The following is a 14,364-nucleotide window of genomic DNA, read 5'->3' as shown; positions in this document are numbered from 1 at the left end:
ACACCATGAGCGTTGTCACCAACACGACCACCATCGGCGCCATCGAGCTGCCGAGCAGGCGGAACACCGAGCTCCTGCTGCTCGGCTTCGCCGTGCTCATCCCGATGTTCGCCTACGCCAACGTGGGCCTCGCGATCAACGGCACCCTGCCCCCCGGCATGGTGCTCTACGGCCTGGGCCTCGGCGCCCTCGCCGGGATCGCGCACCTCGTCGTGCGCCGGTACGCCAAGTACGCCGACCCGCTGCTGCTGCCGCTGGCCACGCTCCTCAACGGGCTGGGCCTCGTCCTGATCTGGCGCCTGGACCAGTCCGAGCGCCTGCAGAACCTCGCCAAGCGGTCCTTCGGCGCGTTCTCCCCCTCCGCGCCCCGCCAGATGATGTACACGGCACTCGCGATCGCCCTGTTCGCCGCGGTCCTGCTGATCCTCAAGGACCACCGCGTCCTGCAGAGGTTCACGTACATCTCGATGGCCGGCGCCCTGGTCCTGCTGATCCTGCCGGTCGTCCCGGGCCTCGGTGCCGACGTCTTCGGCGCCAAGATCTGGATCAGCGTGGGCGGCTTCTCCATCCAGCCCGGCGAGTTCGCGAAGATCGTGATCGCGATCTTCTTCGCCGGCTACCTGATGGTGAAGCGCGACGCGCTCGCCCTGGCCAGCCGCCGCTTCATGGGCCTCTACCTGCCGCGCGGCCGCGACCTCGGCCCGATCCTGATGATCTGGGCGATGAGCCTGCTGGTCCTCGTCTTCGAGAACGACCTCGGCACATCGCTGCTCTTCTTCGGCATGTTCGTGATCATGCTGTACGTGGCCACCGAGCGCACCAGCTGGATCGTCATCGGCCTGCTGATGTCGGTCGGCGGTGCCGTGGTCGTCGCCACCTTCGCCAGCCACGTCAAGGTCCGCGTCACTGCCTGGCTGGACCCCTTCGCCTGCTACACCACCTCGGGTGCCTGCGAGCAGGTCGGCCAGTCGATCATGAGTTTCGGTTCCGGCGGCGTCCTCGGCGCCGGCTGGGGCCAGGGCAACTCCGACCTCATCGGCTTCGCCGCCAACTCCGACTTCATCTTCTCCACCGTCGGCGAAGAACTGGGCCTCGCCGGAGTGATGGCCTTCCTCCTGCTCTACGGGCTCATCATCGAGCGGGGTGTCCGCACCGCCCTCGCCGCCCGCGACCCCTTCGGCAAGCTCTTCGCCATCGGCCTCTCCGGCGCCTTCGCGCTCCAGATCTTCGTGGTCGCCGGCGGCGTCATGGGCCTCATCCCCCTCACCGGCATGACGATGCCCTTCCTCGCTTCCGGCGGTTCCTCCGTCCTCGCGAACTGGATCCTCATCGCCATCCTCATCCGGATCAGCGACACCGCACGCCGCCCCGCGCCGGCCCCCGCCCCGTCCCCCGACTCCGAGATGACCCAGGTGGTCCGTCCGTCATGAACAAGCCCCTGCGCCGCATCTCGCTGTTCTGCGGGCTGCTCGTCCTCGCCCTGCTGATCCGCACCAACTGGCTGCAGTACGTGCAGGCCGAGGAACTCAGCACCCGCAAGGAGAACCGGCGGGTCCAGATCGCCCAGTACGCGACCGAGCGCGGCAACATCATCGTCAAGGGCGAGCCGATCACCGGCTCGGCGGTCACCGACGGCAGCGACTACAAGTTCAAGCGGACCTACCTGGACGGCCCGCTGTGGTCGCCCGTCACCGGGTACGCCTCGCAGGCCTTCGGCGCCACCCAGCTCGAATCGCTCGAGGACGGCATCCTCACCGGCAACGACGACCGGCTGTTCTTCGACCGCACCATCGGCATGTTCACCGGGGAGAAGAAGCAGGGCGGCAACGTCGTCACCACGCTCAACCCCGATGCGCAGAAGGCCGCCTTCAAGGCGCTCGGCGACAAGAAGGGCGCGGTCGCCGCCATCGACCCGCGCACCGGAGCCATCCTCGCCCTGGTCTCCACCCCCTCGTACGACCCCTCCACCTTCGCGGGCAATTCCACGGCCGACGGGAAGGCCTGGAACGAGCTGAAGGACAGCGAGGACAAGAAGCTCGTCAACCGCGCCCTGCGCGAGACCTATCCGCCGGGCTCCACCTTCAAGGTGGTCACCGCGGCCGCGGCCCTGGAGCACGGCGTCGTCAAGAACATCGACGACCCGACGGACACCCCCGAGCCGTACATCCTGCCCGGCACCCAGACCAAGCTGCCCAACTCCCACACCGGATGCGAGAAGGCCAGCCTCAACGAGGCCCTGCGCATCTCCTGCAACTCCGTCTTCGCGAACATGGGCGACAAGGTCACCCGCGACAAGATGGTGGAGACCGCGGAGAAGTTCGGCTTCAACAACGACAAGATCGACGTTCCGGTCCGCGCCTTCGCCAGCATCTACGACAAGAAGATGGGCAAGGACGGCAACGCCCAGAGCGCCATCGGCCAGTTCAACACGGCGGCCACCCCGCTGCAGATGGCCATGGTCACCGCCGCGATCGCCAATGACGGCAAGCTGATGAAGCCGTACATGGTCGACCACCTCACGGCCCCCAACCTGGACATCATCGAGAAGCACGAGCCGCAGGAGATGAGCCGGCCCCTCTCCGCCGCCAACGCGCAGAAGGTCCAGGAGATGATGGTCAACGTCGTCGAGAAGGGCACCGGCTCCAACGCCAAGATCAAGGACGTGAAGGTCGGCGGCAAGACCGGTACGGCGCAGCACGGCGAGGGCAACAAGAAGCGCCCCTACGCCTGGTTCATCTCCTACGCCGAGACCTCGGACAACAGCTCGCCGGTCGCCGTCGCCGTCGTCATCGAGGACAGCGAGGGAACCGCCCGCGACGACATCAGCGGTGGCGGTCTCGCCGCCCCCGTCGCCCAGGCGGTCATGAAGGCAGTGCTCAACAGCCAGGGGTGACCGAGCATTGACGGGCCGGAGCGGGGTGACGTACATCACTGAACCCCGCCCGGATCGGAGCGTACGGTACCGGTCCAGTATCAGCCTGTGGCCCCGAACCGATCACGGACGATCGGCCGGTAGCCTTTGCGCGAACAGCACACCGCCGGACCACACACAGGTGCGGTCGGGACTGACGGAGAGGGCTGCAACGTTATGGAAGAGCCGCGTCGCCTCGGCGGCCGGTACGAGCTGAGCCACGTGCTCGGCCGTGGTGGCATGGCCGAGGTCTACCTCGCCCACGACACCCGGCTCGGCCGTACCGTCGCCGTCAAGACCCTGCGTGCCGATCTCGCCCGTGACCCGTCCTTCCAGGCCCGGTTCCGGCGCGAGGCCCAGTCGGCCGCGTCGCTGAACCACCCGGCGATCGTCGCGGTCTACGACACCGGCGAGGACTACGTCGACAACATCTCCATCCCGTACATCGTGATGGAGTACGTCGACGGCTCCACGCTGCGCGAGCTGCTGCACTCGGGCCGCAAGCTGCTGCCCGAGCGCACCCTGGAGATGTGCATCGGCATCCTCCAGGCCCTTGAGTACTCGCACCGCGCCGGCATCGTGCACCGCGACATCAAGCCCGCCAACGTGATGCTGACGCGTACCGGCCAGGTCAAGGTCATGGACTTCGGCATCGCCCGCGCCATGGGCGACTCCGGCATGACCATGACGCAGACGGCCGCCGTCATCGGCACCGCCCAGTACCTCTCGCCCGAGCAGGCCAAGGGCGAGCAGGTCGACGCGCGCTCCGACCTCTACTCCGCGGGCTGCCTGCTCTACGAGCTCCTCAGCGTCCGGCCCCCGTTCGTCGGCGACTCCCCCGTGGCCGTCGCCTACCAGCACGTACGGGAAGAGCCGCAGCCGCCGTCGAACTTCGACCCCGAGATCACGCCCGAGATGGACGCCATCGTCCTCAAGGCCCTGGTCAAGGACCCCGACTACCGCTACCAGTCGGCCGACGAGATGCGTGCCGACATCGAGGCCTGCCTCGACGGCCAGCCTGTCGCCGCCACCGCCAGCATGGGCGCGGCCGGCTACGGCTACCCCGACCAGGGGCACGGCTACGGGCACCAGGGCTACGACCAGCCCACCGCCGCCCTGCGCACCACCGACCCCGGCGGCCAGACGTCGATGATGCCGCCGATGCCCCCGGGCGACGGCGGATACGGCTACGGCGACCAGGGCCACGGCGGTTACGACCAGGGCTCCGGCCGCCGCCAGAAGAAGAGCAAGGCGTCCACCGTGCTGCTCGTGGCGGCGGGCATCCTCGTGCTCGTGGGCGCGATCCTCATCGGCCGCTCCCTCTTCGGCGAGGGCGCCGACAACCGGCCCTCCGTGCCCAAGCTCATCGGCCAGACCCTCGAACGCGCGCAGAAGAGCGGCGACGCCGTCGGCCTCAAGGTGGTCAAGGGCGCCGACGAGCCGTGCGACGACCAGCCCAAGGGCAACGTCTGCAAGCAGGACCCCGCGCCCGACGCCAAGGTCGCAGACGGCTCCACGGTCACGGTGACGATCTCCTCGGGCGCACCCAAGATCCCGGTCCTGAACGTGCTGAGCCTCAGCTTCGAGGAGGCGGAGAAGCAGCTGAAGGAGAAGGGCTTCCAGGTCGAGCGCAAGCCGCAGGAGTCCGACCGTCCGGCCGGGACCGTCCTGGAGCAGGACCCGAAGAGCGGCACGGAGGCGGAGAAGAACAGCGTCGTCAAGCTGACCGTCGCCAAGGAGATCTCCAAGGCCGAGGTCCCGGACCTCAAGGGCAAGAAGAAGGACGAGGCGGCCAAGGCCCTCACGGACGCCAAGCTCCGGCTCGGCAGCGTGACGGAGATCGACTCCCCCGGAGCCGTACCGGGCACGGTCATCGAGCAGCAGATCCAGCCGGGCCAGCAGCTCGAAGTGGGCAAGACGGTGGGCATCACCATCGCCAAGGCCTCGACGCAGACCGCCGTGCCGAACTTCGTCGGCCGGACGCTCGGCCAGTACAAGGACGATCTGCGGCGCGCCAACCTGAAGGTCGGCATCGTCGCCGGGCCGACGGACGACAACACGTTCGTGCTCGCCACCGACCCGCAGCCGGGCACCCCGGTCAACTCGGGGCAGGCCGTGAACATCATCACGGGCGGCGGCCAGCAGCAGGGCGGCAACAACAACGGTGGTGGCGGCGGCTTCGGCGGCCTGATCCGCAACAACTAGCGCGACCCGCCGACGCGGCGACCGCACAGCCAGAAGAGGTCCGGCCCCTCCCCGTTCCCGGGTGAGGGGCCGGACCTTTGCCCGCCCCGCGCGCCGGCCGCCGCCGTACGGCCGCCTGCGGCCCCGTACGGGACCCGTGCGTCTCCGGGGGCCTCGTGGGGCTCAGGGGGCGTCAGTGCCGCTTCAGGGGCCTTCTGGGGTGCCGGCAGGGCCGTCGGGGCCGACGGGGCCGGGTCAGCGCAACTCGGCCGGAGGCGTCCGCTTCGCGTCCACCTTCTCCGTCCGGACCAGCTCGCCCCAGACGATGTACCGGTACTTCGAGGTGTAGACCGGGGTGCAGGTGGTGAGCGTGATGTACCGGCCGGGGGCGGTCTTCCCCGAGTCCTTGGGGACGGCATTGATCACGTCGGTGTTGTACTTCGAGGTCTGGCGCAGCTCCGCGAAGACCTTGTAGACGTACCAGCTGTCGCGGGTCTCGAAGACGATCGCGTCGCCGTTCCTCACCTTGTCGATGTTGTGGAACTTCGCCCCGTGGCCGTCCCGGTGAGCGGCGAGCGAGAAGTTGCCCTTCTCGTCCCAGGGCAGCGCCGACTTGACCGGCTGCGTGTAGTACCCGGCCACACCGTCGTCCAGGGTGTCCGGGTCGGTCCCGGCCTTGACGAGCACCTCGCCGTTCTTCATCGCCGGGACGTGCAGGAAGCCGACCCCGCCCCGGGTGTCGAGCGCTCCCGGCCCCGCGGCCTGCTCGGGTGCCTGCCACTGCTGGCGGACCTCGTCCCCGCGGGCCGACGCCTGCCGGTCCGCGAGCACGTTCGTCCACCACAGCGAGTAGGCGACGAACAGGCCCAGCACCAGGCCCACCGTGATCAGGACCTCGCCCAGCAGGCTCAGGAATCCGGCGAGCACACTGCGGTTGCCGACGGGCGGGGCCGCGGCGCGGCGGCTGGCACGAGACACTGCTGATTCGTCCTTAACTGGTCAGCGCGGGCGGCGGGCCCTGGCTGCGGGGGCGTTCATCGGTCATCCTGCCCCATACGATCATCCGGTAGGTGCTGGTGAACTCCGGGGTGCAGGTGGTCAGCGTGATGTACCGGCCCGCGGAGGTGAATCCGGACCCCTCCGGCACCGGCTTGATCACCGCCACGTTCGTCGGCGGGGTCTGCGCGAGCGACGAGGTCATCTCGTACGTGTAGTACGCGTCCCGGGTCTCGACCACCACGGGATCCCCGGGCACCAGCCGGTTGATGTAGCGGAACGGCTCGCCGTGGGTGTTGCGGTGTCCGGCCACCGCGAAGTTGCCCTGCTGGTCGGCCGGCATCGCCGTCTTCAGCGCGCCCTCTCCGTAGTGCCCGACCATGCCCCGGTCCAGCACCTTCGGCTTGCTGATGCCCTCCGCCACCGGGACCTTCACGTCCAGCTTCGGGATGTGGAGGATCGCGAAGCCCTGGCCGGGTTCGAAGGCCGTCACGGGCGGCGCGGCGGCCCCGGTGCCTCCCGGATCCTGTTCCCAGGTCTGGCGCAGCGAGCCGGCGGCGCCGTTCGCCACCCGCTCCGCCAGGAGGTTCGTGTACCAGAGCTGGTAGGCGACGAACAGCAGCATCACCAGGCCCAGCGTGATGAACAGCTCTCCGCCCAGCCGGCTCGCGATGACCACCGGGCCGCCCGAGGCCGGCCGCCTGCGCCGCCGACCGCCCCGCCGCCGGGTGCCTCTGGCGGCCCGCTTCGCTGCCTCCTGAGCTGCCCTGCGTCGCGCGGCCCGGCCCTCCGTGGGCGCGGACGGCGCGACCGCGGTCACGCGACGGCCTTGCCCACCACCGGGGCGAGCCCCACCGAGCGCTCCACCGCGCCCGCGTCCCCGCACCGCACCAGCCAGTTGGCGAGCATCCGGTGCCCCCACTCGGTCAGCACCGACTCGGGGTGGAACTGCACACCCTCGACGTCGTGCTCCCGGTGGCGCAGGCCCATGATGATCCCGTCCTCGGTCCGCGCGGTGACCTCCAGCACGTCGGGCAGCGTCCCGGGCTCGGCGGCGAGGGAGTGGTAGCGGGTGGCGGTGAAGGGCGACGGCAGTCCCTCGAACACTCCGAGCCCCTCGTGCAGCACGGGCGAGGTCTTGCCGTGCAGCAGCTCCGGCGCCCGGCCCACGACGCCGCCGTAGGCGACCGCCATGGACTGCATGCCGAGGCAGACGCCGAAGACGGGGACGGCCGTACGCGCGCAGTGGCGGACCATGTCGATGCAGACGCCCGCCTCCTCCGGCGTTCCGGGCCCGGGGGACAGCAGCACGCCGTCGAATCCGTCCTGCGCGTGCGCGAGCCCGACCTCGTCGTTGCGCAGCACCTCGCATTCGGCGCCGAGCTGGTAGAGGTACTGGACCAGGTTGAAGACAAAGCTGTCGTAGTTGTCCACAACCAGAATGCGCGCGCTCACGGAGTGGCTCCCGATCCCTCGTCCACCGTCACATCGTTGAACGGAAGCAGCGGCTCGGCCCACGGGAAGACGTACTGGAACAGTACGAAGACCACCGCGAGGACCAGTACGAGCGAGATCAGCGCGCGTACCCACGCGTTTCCCGGCAGGTGCCGCCAGATCCAGCCGTACATGCCGCCTGATTCCTTTTCGTCCACGTTCGTTCAACGCACCGCGGGGGCGGTACGCGAACAGACTAAAGGCAGCGGCCCGAAAGGGTGGGTCACCCGGACAAACCCTCCGGTCGGCCCCGGTCCGCGCTGCGGGTTTCGGTCAGCTCCGCCCAGACGACCAGCCGGTGGCTGTGTCCCCATTCCGGGTCGCAGGTGGTCAGCGTCAGATAGCGGCCGGGCGCCGTGAACGGGGATTTCTCCGGGACCGGGTCGACGACGGCGACATCGGTGGGCACGGTGCGCAGGGGGCCGCCCCGGACCGTGTACGTGTACCAGCTGCTCGCGTCCTTGAGGATCACCTCGTCGCCCGGGCGCAGGTCCGGGAAGTCCTTGAAGGGGTCCCCGTAGGTGCGCCGGTGTCCGGCCACGGAGAAGTTGCCGACGGCGCCGAGGCGGGCGGTGGCGGCGTAGTGGCCCAGGCCCTTCTTCAGCAGTTCGGGGTCCGTGCCCTCCAGGACCGGCTTGACCCAGTCCCGGCCGAAGCGCGGGACGTACATCTCGGCGAAGGCCCGGCCGGCGGGATGGCGCGCGGGCGGTGCCGGGGCCACCGATGGCGACGGAGCCGGAGACACCGAGGCCTGCGGCGCCGGGGCGGGGGCCGCCGCCCAGCGGTCGCGCATCCGGTCCATCTCCCCGTCCATGGCCCGGTCGGCCTTGACCCCGGTCCACAGCAGGACGTAGGCGACGAAGAGCACAATCAGGGTGCCCGCCGTCAGGCACACCTCGCTGAACGTCCGTACCACCAGGCGCAGTACGACGTCAGGACGGACCCGATCACGGGGTGGGCGCCACCGGCTTCGCATAGTGGAGGTCCACTGTGCCGGAGTACCCGGGAAGTGTCAGCGCCTTGTGCTCGTCCACTTTCCAGCCGAGCCCGTACGCGTTCACGTACAGCTGGTAGTTCTGCAGGGCCGGCGAGGCGGCGAGGGCCTTCTTCATCGCGGCGGGGTCCCCGACGGCCGAGATCTTGTACGGCGGCGAGTAGACCCGGCCCTGAAGGATCAGGGTGTTGCCCACGCAGCGCACCGCGCTGGTGGAGATCAGCCGCTGGTCCATGACCTGGATGCCCTCGGCGCCGCCCTGCCAGAGGGCGTTGACCACGGCCTGCAGGTCCTGCTGGTGGATCACCAGGTCGTTGGGCTGCGGCTCGGGCACGTTGGGGATGCGGGCGGTGGCGTTCGGCGGGGCGTCGTTGAGGGTGACCGTCAGGCCCTTTCCGGTCAGCTCCTCGGTGCCGGAGGCCGCGCGCAGGGCGGCCAGCTTGGCGTCCTCTGCCCTGGTGCTGCCGTCGTCACGCTCGGCGAGGGTGTCCACCCGGCCGCGTACGGCCGCGGTGCTCTGCTCCAGCGCCGCGTTGTCCTGGCTGCGCTCCTTGATGAGGTCCGACAGCTTCAGGAGCGATGCGTCCGTCCGGATGTTCGTACCCTTGGAGGTGTTGAAACTGGTGACGAAGAGCAGCCCGGCCAGGGCGAAGACGGCGGCAGCCAGCAGCCGGACCGGCCTGGCCCGGCGACGGGGACCCGCGGAGGAGTCGTCGGAATTGCTCAACGTACCCTTCTCCTTCAACGCCACAGGTCCACTACGCTAACGGACGCCCGGGGCAGGCAAGGTCCCCAGCGCATCGACAGGAGAGCCCCTCGTGCCGAAGTCACGTATCCGCAAGAAGGACGACTACACGCCGCCGCCCACGCGGCAGCCGCAGAGCATCCGGCTCACGAACCGCAGCTGGGTCGCTCCGGTCATGCTGGCGTTCTTCCTGATCGGACTCGCGTGGATCGTCGTTTTCTACGTGACCGAGACCCAGCTGCCGATCGAGGCTCTGGGCAATTGGAACATTGTAGTCGGTTTCGGCTTTATCGCCGCGGGATTCGGCGTTTCCACTCAGTGGAAGTAGCACCTCACAGTCCCTGACGGAAGCTCTCCCCATGAGTTATCCACAGCGTCATCCACACCTGAGGAAAAGACAGAAGATCTGTGGATAACTCTGTGGAGAGTTGACGCCGGTGTGATCAGGTGAGTTCCGCGGTGCGGGCCAGGATCACTGCCGCGACCAGCAGGAACGTCACCGCGCAGGTGCCCCACTGGACGAGTGCGCGTTTCCTGCCGCTGGTGGGCATGAGCATGCCCAGGCCCACCAGCGCACCGGTGATCAGGCCGCCCACATGGGCCTGCCAGGACACGGTGAGCGCACTGCCGAGCGGTACGAAGGTCAGCACCAGCATCAGTACGACCATGACGATCACCGGCCGCATCTCGTACCGCAGCCGCTTGGCCAGCACCACGGTGGCGCCGAGCAGGCCGAAGACGGCGCCCGAGGCGCCGAGGGTCGGGACGTACGGCTCGCTCAGCAGATAGACGAGCGCGCTGCCGCCCAGGCCGGAGAGCAGGAAGACCGCCAGATAGCGGACCCGGCCCAGCGCCGCCTCCAGCGGGCCTCCGATCACCCACAGGGCGATCATGTTGCCGATGATGTGCCACCACTGGACGTGCAGGAACACCGAGGTCAGCAGCCGGTGGTACTCGCCTGCGGCAACCCCGTGGACCGGGCCGCCGGGGTACTCCCGGTACTGGCCGCCGATCAGCTCCAGCTGGACCGCGAGCACCGGATCGGCGAGCACCACGAGGAACAGCAGCACATTGATCCCGATGAGGATCTTGGTCACCAGGTGGGGGTCGGAGGCGACCACCCCGCCCGCGACGGTGCGCGGCGCGTTGGCGATCGGCCGGTGCCCGGTGCCGGATCCCTCGCGGACGCATTCGGGGCACTGGAAGCCGACCGAGGCGCTGATCATGCACTCGGGACAGATGGGGCGCTCGCAGCGGGTGCAGCTGATCCCCGTGTCGCGGTCCGGGTGGCGGTAGCAGCCCGGCAGACGGTCGGTGTCCATCGGTTCCCTCGATCAGCGGCGAGGCAGGGGGTGCGCCCCGCCGGTCCCGTACGTATCCACTACGGACGGGCGGGGCGGAAAGGTTCCCGGAAGGGGGCCGGGGCCATGGGCCCGACGGGGTCGCTCAGCGCCGCTCGACGACCACGGACTGGATGATCACGTCGTCCAGCGGGCGCTCGGTGCGCGGGTTGGTGGCGCTGCCGGCGATGGCGTCCACGACCTTCCGGCTGGCCGCATCGGCGACCTCGCCGAAGATGGTGTGCTTGCGCGTCAGCCAGGCGGTGGGCGCGACCGTGATGAAGAACTGCGAGCCGTTGGTGCCCGGGCCCGCGTTGGCCATGGCGAGCAGGTACGGCTTGGTGAAGGCCAGATCGGGGTGGAACTCGTCCGCGAACCGGTAGCCCGGACCGCCGGTGCCGTTGCCCAGCGGGTCGCCGCCCTGGATCATGAAGCCGCTGATGACGCGGTGGAAGACGGTGCCGTCGTACAGCGGGTCCGTGGTCTTCTGACCGTCGGTGGGCCGGGTCCACTCGCGGGCGCCCGTGGCGAGCTCGACGAAGTTCCGGACGGTCTTCGGAGCGAAGTTCTCCAGCAGCTCGACCTCGATGTCGCCGTGGGTCGTCTTCAGGGTGGCGTAGAGCTTCTCGGCCACGGATCTGCCTTCCATAGTCATCACTGTCGGTCCAGATGGTCGCACGGAGAGCTCCGCGGCACTGAAATCGTCCACCCGTATGCCCTGTCACGCATGCCTGTCAGCGATATGGCAGGCATGATCCGTCAAAGGGTGGAAAGGTGAACTGTGTCCGCCACCGAGGAGGAGGATCCCGTGACCGGCAAGGAGAGCATGCGGCTGGCAGCCGAGAGTGCCAGGGAGAGTGTGCGTCACGCGACGGAAGTGGTGGCACCGTACGCGGAATCCGCCAAGGACGCCGCGGTGCACTACGCCCAGGAAGCGAACGAGCGGCTGGCACCCAAGGTGTCGTACGCGGCGAGCAGCGCCGCCCAGCACGCCCGTTCGACCTACGACTGCCACCTGCACCCCCGGCTCAAGGCGGCGCGGGCCCACGTCCCGCCCCCCGTCGACCGCGCTGCGACGCAGGCGCGCCGGGCGGCGCGGCAGGCCGCCGACTACACGCAGCCGAAGATCGAGAGCGCCATCGCGGCCGCCACCCCGATGGCGGAGGAGGCTGCGTCACGTTCGACGGCCGCCCTCGCTGCGCTCCGCGGTCAGGTGACGGCCAAGGAGGTGCAGAAGCTGGTGCGGCGTCACCGACGGCGCGAGCGCAACGGCAAGATCCTGCGCGGGGCCGCACTGGTCGGCGTACTGGCGTGTGCCGCCTACGCGGCGTGGAGGTGGTGGGACCAGCAGTCGAATCCGGACTGGCTCGTCGAACCGCCGGCGGCCACCGAGCTGTCGGCGCGCGACGCGGCGCCGGCGAGCTTCGACGACGAACTGGCGGAGAAGGAGCGCGAGGCCGAGACCGGCCCGGAGGACAAGCAGCTCTGAACGGTGCGTGAAAGGGGCCCGGATCCTGTTCCATCAGGATCCGGGCCCTTTTCACGTGGTCACGGTTGGCGCGCGGCCGCCGGCCGCGCGCCGGTCAGCCGGGGAGGGTGAGCACCATGCCGGGGCGGACGAGGTCGGGGGTGTCGCCGACGACCCCCCGGTTCATGGCGTAGAGCTCACGCCAGCGGGCCTCGTTGCCCAGCTCGCTCCGGGCGATCGTGGGGAGCGAGTCGCCGGCCTTGACCGTGTACGTGCGCTTCTTGGCGGAGGGCACGGGCTTCGCCACCGGGGCCGCCGGTACCGCCTTGTGCGCGGCCGAGTGAGGTGTGGGCGTGTGCATGGCACCCGGCGCGGCGGCGGAGGAGGCCTCGGGCTTCGGCATCGCGGCGGGCCGGGGAGGGGCGGGCACGGCCTTGTGCGCGGCGGATCCCGGGGTCGGGGTCGCGGGGGCCGGGGTGGCCGGGGCCCGCCGCGGCGGTGCAGCGGCCGCCATGCGCTCGGCGGCGGCCCGGGTGGCCGAGGCTGCGTCGGCCGCCGAACCCGCGGGAGGCCTCCCCGCCTCCCCGGCCTGCTGCTGCACCTGCTCCTTCTCGGCGGCGCGGTGCGCCTTCTTCTTTTCGTATTTCAGGAAGTCGAAGAGTCCCATGTCCGTACGCCTCCGGCGTGAGGGTGCCCCCTGGTATCGATACCTCTCTCCACTGTCCTGCACCGGGCGCCGCACGGCCCTGCGACGGGGCTGTCCGGGGGACGCCCGGCCCGGATCACACGTCGCCACCGGGCCGGGAACGCGGCGGGAACGGACCGGGAAGGTTCGGCACCACCCTCGTGAGACACGATGGAGGAGATTTCTGTGATCATCAGACAGGCCGCGGAGCGGGTAGTGCTGGTCAGGCCCGGACCCGGGCTCGTGAGCGCCGCAATCGTGGCAGGCCTGGAGGTCTGGGTGGTGTCGGACCCCGGACCCCGGCCGGGACAGGCGCGGATGCCTCCGGAGCTGCCCCCGCAGCGCCTCCTGCGGGTGGACTTCGATGACACGACCGCGCTGCGCACCCTGCTGACGGACACGGTCCTCACCCACGGGATCGGGCAGATCCTCTACCTCGCGAGCGATCTCGAAAGAGGTCTCGGCAGTGGGTCCGCGGCCGCCGCCGAGGAGGTGGTGCGGGAACTCTCCGGAAGCCGCGGGAAGCCGGCGGGCCGGCTGCCGGACGCGGTGGCGATCCGGCGCATCCTCAACCAGAGCCGGACCTCGGCCGTGCGCGCCGAGGAGGCGCAGACGGTCAGCGAGGCGTGCTCGCTGGCGGAGGATTTCCCCCTTCCCGTGGTCATCAAATCGACCGACAGGAGCGGGTGTTGGTGGACCGTTCCGGTGCGCGACCGTCCCGAACTCGCCCGGTGGGCCGAACAGGCCGTCACCGCCCGGCACTCGGCGCCCTATCTCGTCGAAGAGCTCCTGACGGGCGCCAAGTTCCGCGTGGAGACCCTGACGGTCGACGGTATGCACCTGGTGGCCGACATCGCACCCCAGGGAACGGCGGCGCCGCTGCACGACGCGGAGCAGGCCGGCATCCGCTCGACGGTACGGGCCCTGCTGGATCTGGCCGGGTACGAATCGGGTGCCACGCGGACGGACGTGCTGGTCGGCGCCCGGGGATCGCGTATCGCGGCGGCCACGGAGCCGGACCGGGAACAGGCCGGTAACGGCCGCTCCCGCACTGCGGCGACGACCGGTATCGAGAGGGGAACGGACCGGTAAGGGACTCGGCCACTCTTTGTCATGTCGAGAGCGGCCACCGCACCACACGGGAGCCGCACCGGGTACACACCAGGGGGTTCCACACATGCGCAGCAAGCTGGCTGGACTGATCGGGATCATCGCGGCGGCTCTGGCGTTCGGAGTCGGTGTGACGGTCAGCAGCCCGGCCGACGCCGGTCAGCCCGCCGGCTACCAGGTCCTCGCGGACGACAAGGGCCCCGGGGTCGCCTCCCCCGCCCCCACCCCGGCCCCGTCCCGCCGCTAGACCGGCCGCCTGCCGCGCACCACAGGAGAGTGCCCCGCGCCGGAATCCGGACCCTGTTGGTAAATCCGCCCCGCTGGAGCTATCCGGCGGGGCGGAGTGCTGCGAAGGGTGAGGTGCGGGTCGGGGCGAACGGGGTGTTGGTGAGCCAGGCGTCCAGGCGGGCGAAGTTCATCGCGGCCGCGGTGAAGAA

General features: G+C 69.9%; 15 protein-coding genes and 1 pseudogene. 7 read left to right on the top strand and 9 right to left on the bottom strand.

Features of this window, described 5'->3' with window-relative positions:
• Positions 1-5 precede the first annotated feature (5 nt).
• The 3 genes from IE257_RS23180 (at position 6) to pknB (ending at position 5,116) form a co-directional block, all read left to right on the top strand.
• On the top strand, positions 6-1,430 hold the full coding sequence (locus tag IE257_RS23180; RefSeq protein ID WP_189971637.1) for an FtsW/RodA/SpoVE family cell cycle protein: 1,425 nt from the start codon (positions 6-8) through the stop codon (positions 1,428-1,430).
• On the top strand, positions 1,427-2,893 hold the full coding sequence (locus IE257_RS23175) for a peptidoglycan D,D-transpeptidase FtsI family protein (protein WP_189971635.1): 1,467 nt from the start codon (positions 1,427-1,429) through the stop codon (positions 2,891-2,893). Before IE257_RS23180 ends, IE257_RS23175 begins: the two co-directional genes overlap by 4 nt.
• Positions 2,894-3,088: 195 nt before the next feature.
• Positions 3,089-5,116: a Stk1 family PASTA domain-containing Ser/Thr kinase gene (pknB, locus tag IE257_RS23170; RefSeq protein WP_189971633.1), complete on the top strand. Its 2,028-nt coding sequence runs from the start codon at positions 3,089-3,091 to the stop codon at positions 5,114-5,116.
• A 234-nt stretch (positions 5,117-5,350) separates the two neighbouring features.
• Here pknB and IE257_RS23165 read toward each other — a convergent pair whose 3' ends face one another.
• The 6 genes and pseudogenes from IE257_RS23165 to IE257_RS23140 form a co-directional block, all read right to left on the bottom strand.
• Positions 5,351-6,073 (bottom strand): class E sortase, encoded by a 723-nt coding sequence (locus tag IE257_RS23165; RefSeq protein ID WP_189971631.1) that lies wholly within the window; start codon positions 6,071-6,073, stop codon positions 5,351-5,353.
• A gap of 13 nt (positions 6,074-6,086) precedes the next feature.
• Positions 6,087-6,773: pseudogene (locus IE257_RS23160) on the bottom strand (class E sortase); the annotation flags it as partial.
• A gap of 134 nt (positions 6,774-6,907) precedes the next feature.
• Positions 6,908-7,546, bottom strand: a complete 639-nt coding sequence (locus IE257_RS23155; RefSeq protein ID WP_189971629.1) for an aminodeoxychorismate/anthranilate synthase component II — start codon at positions 7,544-7,546, stop codon at positions 6,908-6,910.
• The gene (locus IE257_RS23150) at positions 7,543-7,719 is read right to left on the bottom strand and encodes a hypothetical protein (RefSeq protein ID WP_030011120.1); all 177 of its coding nucleotides are present in this window, start codon (positions 7,717-7,719) and stop codon (positions 7,543-7,545) included. The genes IE257_RS23155 and IE257_RS23150 overlap by 4 nt, the downstream gene beginning before the upstream one ends.
• An 89-nt stretch (positions 7,720-7,808) precedes the next feature.
• Positions 7,809-8,561 (bottom strand): class E sortase, encoded by a 753-nt coding sequence (locus IE257_RS23145; protein ID WP_189971627.1) that lies wholly within the window; start codon positions 8,559-8,561, stop codon positions 7,809-7,811.
• Entirely contained in the window at positions 8,533-9,306 is a 774-nt protein-coding gene (locus tag IE257_RS23140) for a DUF881 domain-containing protein (protein WP_189971625.1), read from the bottom strand. The genes IE257_RS23145 and IE257_RS23140 overlap by 29 nt, the downstream gene beginning before the upstream one ends.
• Positions 9,307-9,397: 91 nt before the next feature.
• On the opposite strand from IE257_RS23140, the gene crgA reads away from it, so the two are divergent.
• Complete coding sequence (crgA, locus tag IE257_RS23135) at positions 9,398-9,652, top strand: cell division protein CrgA (RefSeq protein ID WP_030383881.1); 255 nt, start codon at positions 9,398-9,400, stop codon at positions 9,650-9,652.
• Positions 9,653-9,767: 115 nt separating this feature from the next.
• On the opposite strand, the gene IE257_RS23130 is transcribed toward crgA, so the two are convergent.
• The gene (locus IE257_RS23130) at positions 9,768-10,646 is read right to left on the bottom strand and encodes a rhomboid family intramembrane serine protease (protein WP_189971624.1); all 879 of its coding nucleotides are present in this window, start codon (positions 10,644-10,646) and stop codon (positions 9,768-9,770) included.
• A gap of 124 nt (positions 10,647-10,770) precedes the next feature.
• Entirely contained in the window at positions 10,771-11,298 is a 528-nt protein-coding gene (locus IE257_RS23125) for a peptidylprolyl isomerase (protein ID WP_308279495.1), read from the bottom strand.
• 147 nt (positions 11,299-11,445) lie between these two features.
• Between IE257_RS23125 and IE257_RS23120 the strand changes: the two genes are divergently transcribed.
• Positions 11,446-12,153 carry a DUF5324 family protein gene (locus tag IE257_RS23120; RefSeq protein WP_229920611.1) on the top strand — a complete coding sequence of 236 codons (708 nt, stop codon included), beginning with the start codon at positions 11,446-11,448 and terminating at the stop codon, positions 12,151-12,153.
• A 94-nt stretch (positions 12,154-12,247) separates the two neighbouring features.
• Here IE257_RS23120 and IE257_RS23115 read toward each other — a convergent pair whose 3' ends face one another.
• The gene (locus IE257_RS23115) at positions 12,248-12,799 is read right to left on the bottom strand and encodes a LysM peptidoglycan-binding domain-containing protein (RefSeq protein WP_189971620.1); all 552 of its coding nucleotides are present in this window, start codon (positions 12,797-12,799) and stop codon (positions 12,248-12,250) included.
• A 204-nt stretch (positions 12,800-13,003) separates the two neighbouring features.
• Between IE257_RS23115 and IE257_RS23110 the strand changes: the two genes are divergently transcribed.
• Positions 13,004-13,909, top strand: coding sequence for an ATP-grasp domain-containing protein (locus IE257_RS23110; protein ID WP_189971618.1), 906 nt, complete (start codon positions 13,004-13,006; stop codon positions 13,907-13,909).
• An 85-nt stretch (positions 13,910-13,994) separates the two neighbouring features.
• Positions 13,995-14,174 (top strand): hypothetical protein, encoded by a 180-nt coding sequence (locus tag IE257_RS23105; RefSeq protein ID WP_189971616.1) that lies wholly within the window; start codon positions 13,995-13,997, stop codon positions 14,172-14,174.
• Positions 14,175-14,364: the final 190 nt, after the last annotated feature.

This window comes from Streptomyces avidinii (assembly GCF_014650695.1).
Lineage (GTDB): Bacteria > Actinomycetota > Actinomycetes > Streptomycetales > Streptomycetaceae > Streptomyces > Streptomyces avidinii.
Note: the sequence above shows the minus strand (reverse complement) of the source record. Positions and strands in the feature narration are given on the sequence as shown.

Excerpts from the sequence above, each read along its gene's own strand:
- IE257_RS23180 (WP_189971637.1), top strand. The coding sequence starts at position 6 with ATGAGCGTTGTCACCAACACGACCACCATCGGCGCCATCGAGCTGCCG.
- IE257_RS23175 (WP_189971635.1), top strand. The coding sequence starts at position 1,427 with ATGAACAAGCCCCTGCGCCGCATCTCGCTGTTCTGCGGGCTGCTCGTC.
- pknB (WP_189971633.1), top strand. The coding sequence starts at position 3,089 with ATGGAAGAGCCGCGTCGCCTCGGCGGCCGGTACGAGCTGAGCCACGTG.
- IE257_RS23150 (WP_030011120.1), bottom strand. The coding sequence starts at position 7,719 with ATGTACGGCTGGATCTGGCGGCACCTGCCGGGAAACGCGTGGGTACGC.
- IE257_RS23145 (WP_189971627.1), bottom strand. The coding sequence starts at position 8,561 with ATGCGAAGCCGGTGGCGCCCACCCCGTGATCGGGTCCGTCCTGACGTC.
- IE257_RS23130 (WP_189971624.1), bottom strand. The coding sequence starts at position 10,646 with ATGGACACCGACCGTCTGCCGGGCTGCTACCGCCACCCGGACCGCGAC.
- IE257_RS23115 (WP_189971620.1), bottom strand. The coding sequence starts at position 12,799 with ATGGGACTCTTCGACTTCCTGAAATACGAAAAGAAGAAGGCGCACCGC.
- IE257_RS23105 (WP_189971616.1), top strand. The coding sequence starts at position 13,995 with ATGCGCAGCAAGCTGGCTGGACTGATCGGGATCATCGCGGCGGCTCTG.